Here is a 2,541-nt window from a genome sequence, read left to right on the forward strand (position 1 = left end):
CCTGACTCGTTCGACGAGGACTGGCAGGACGAATGTTCCAACGGAATCCACTTTTATATCTCCCGGGTCGAGGCTGAGGCCCACATCTAACGCTAACTGGTGCCGTACTCCTGGGTTCCCGCGCGTGTCCTTACACCAGCAACGCGCAACTAATTCGCTTTATGGACCGGAATGCGAAGTGGTGATTCGCAGCGATGCGCCGGTAACTGTTCCGGGGCGTGCGAAAGGTCCGGCTCCTTTGCCGGGAACCTTGCAAGTACCGAGTAGCAAGCCGGGATCACCTCCGGCCCGGTCCACCCAACACCAACCCGGTGCCAGCCCGTAGCTGGTGGAGATTGAAATGAACCAAGTCGTTAAATTCCAGCCAGCGGTTGACGCCTATGGCTCCCGCTCGCTGACCGCCGCCGATGTCCGCGCTCACGTCAATCTGATGCAGGACGTGATGATGGAGGTCATGAAGGATGGCACCCACTACGGGACCATTCCGGGCACGAAGTCCAAGAGCCTCTACAAGGCCGGTGCCGAGAAGCTTATGGCAACGTTCCGCCTAGCTGCAAAGCCGGAGGTGGAAGACCTTTCGCAGAACGGAGAGGTGGCCTATCGCGTGACGGTGAACCTCCTTTCTTCCAATGGCACGTTCGTTGGCGCTGGCATCGGCGAGTGCAGCAGCCACGAGGACAAGTACGCATGGCGTGCTGCGATCTGCGACGAGGAATTCGACCTTACGCCCGAGAATCGCCGTCGTACCAAGTTCTCCAAGTATCAGGGCAAGGTGGAGAAGAAGAAGCAGGTACGCACGAATCCAGCCGACGTGGCTAACACCATCCTCAAGATGGCGAAGAAGCGCGCTCAGGTGGATGCAGTCATTACGGCCACCGCCGCCTCGGACATCTTCACGCAAGACATCGAGGATCTTCCCGAGGAAGTGGTGGCGGAGATTGTGGGCCGTCAGCCGAGCAAGGTTGCTCAGGCGGTCCAGCAGGCCATCCCCGAGGACAGCCCGGAGCGCGATGCCGCTATCGAGAGGTGCAAGGCAGCCGCCGCCAAGGGCACGGACAGCTTCCGAGCCTTCTGGAAGGACGATATGACCAAGGCCGAGCGCGAACTGGTCAAGGACAAGGTGTCCATGTTCCAGAGCATCGCCAATTCGGCGGACGAAATGCTGGCCGATCAGGAGGGCAACGCATGAACCAGGGCACGCCCGAGTGGTTCGCCGCTCGCTGCGGCAAGTTCACGGGATCGCGCTTTGCGGACCTGATGGCGATTACGAAGTCCGGGCCGTCAGCATCCCGCGCCAACCTCATCACCTCGATTGCGCTGGAACGCCTAACGGGGCAGCCGGAGCAGACCTACGAGAACGACGCGATGCGTCGGGGTAAGGGACTTGAGCCTATCGCTCGGGGGGCCTACGAGGCCCACACGGGCGATCTGGTGACGGAGGTGGGTTTCATCGTTTGCCGCGATCTGAATTTCGTCGGCGTGTCGCCTGACGGGCTCGTAGACGATGACGGCATGGTCGAACTGAAGTGCCCTGCTAGTCAGGCAAAGCACCTCGCCTACCTGCGCGACGGAATGCACGTCCTTGAATACCGGTGGCAGGTGCAGGGCCAGCTTTGGGTCGCCGAGCGTGAATGGTGCGACGTGACCAGCTTCGACCCTCGGTTCCCCGATGGACTGCAACTCGCCATCGCCCGCGTAACCCGTGACGAGAAAGCCATCAAGGAACTTCGCGAAGCCTGCGAGAAGGCCAACGCCGAAGTGTCCGCCATTGTTGAAGAACTCCGCCAAATGAAGGAAGCCGCCTAATGAGCACCCCGACCAAGCGTTTCAACGTGGCCGCTGGCCGCCCCTACACCACCCGCGACGGCGAAGAGAAGAAAGCCTGGGTGAACCTCGGCCGTGCCACGCAGTGGGACGACGGCGGGATCTCCATCGAACTGCACGCCGTCCCGGTGGGCAACTGGTTCGACGGGAAGATCAGCCTTTTCCCCGAGGACAAGAAGGAAGACCAGGGCCAGCAGCGGCATCGCCCGGCACGCCAGCAGCAGTCGAACAACTTCGACGAAGACGTGCCGTTCTGATGACCGCCCCCACTCCCACTACTGAGGCCGCTATGGATACCGAGAGGAAGGTGGATGTGCTGGCTGTGCTGAACGGCTGCTTGGCCGCAGCGCTCGCAGTGAAGGCGGGTCTTCCCGGCAACAAGTGGGCTGACCTGTATGTCTCTGATGTCGAGGAAGCCCATAAGGCCGTGGCCGAGTTGATCGAGGCGGCCAGATGCGTAAGTGACGATCCCACGGAAAGCGAGCTACTGAAGTTGGATGCCGCCCTCTCCCGCCTAGGAGCCAGCGCATGAGCACAGAGAAGGTGGTGATGTATGAGCCCGCCGTAATTGGTGGCGTAGCTGTCATGCGCGTTGCAAAGGACGGCCAGTATATCGAATACGCCGACGTCGCGGGGCTTGTTGAGGTGCTTAAGGCGGTCCTTCCATTCTGCGTGACAGACGTACTTGAGCACTGCGACGGCAATAAGTGCCGAGAG

General features: G+C 61.0%; 5 protein-coding genes. All 5 read left to right on the forward strand.

The genetic code is table 11. The annotated features are described in order from the left end of the window. Positions 1-340 precede the first annotated feature (340 nt). Complete coding sequence (locus ACQKIE_RS19180; RefSeq protein WP_427462163.1) at positions 341-1,189, forward strand: hypothetical protein; 849 nt, start codon at positions 341-343, stop codon at positions 1,187-1,189. Next, positions 1,186-1,806 carry a lambda exonuclease family protein gene (locus ACQKIE_RS19185; RefSeq protein ID WP_427462165.1) on the forward strand — a complete coding sequence of 207 codons (621 nt, stop codon included), beginning with the start codon at positions 1,186-1,188 and terminating at the stop codon, positions 1,804-1,806. Before ACQKIE_RS19180 ends, ACQKIE_RS19185 begins: the two co-directional genes overlap by 4 nt. Continuing rightward, positions 1,806-2,081 (forward strand): hypothetical protein, encoded by a 276-nt coding sequence (locus ACQKIE_RS19190; RefSeq protein ID WP_427462167.1) that lies wholly within the window; start codon positions 1,806-1,808, stop codon positions 2,079-2,081. Before ACQKIE_RS19185 ends, ACQKIE_RS19190 begins: the two co-directional genes overlap by 1 nt. A gap of 32 nt (positions 2,082-2,113) precedes the next feature. Next, positions 2,114-2,356, forward strand: a complete 243-nt coding sequence (locus ACQKIE_RS19195) for a hypothetical protein (protein ID WP_427462169.1) — start codon at positions 2,114-2,116, stop codon at positions 2,354-2,356. Further along, on the forward strand, positions 2,353-2,541 hold a 189-nt coding region (locus ACQKIE_RS19200; RefSeq protein ID WP_427462170.1), incomplete at its 3' end, for a hypothetical protein. The genes ACQKIE_RS19195 and ACQKIE_RS19200, both read left to right, overlap by 4 nt.

It is taken from the genome of Luteibacter sp. NPDC031894, assembly GCF_050273135.1.
Taxonomy (GTDB): domain Bacteria; phylum Pseudomonadota; class Gammaproteobacteria; order Xanthomonadales; family Rhodanobacteraceae; genus Luteibacter.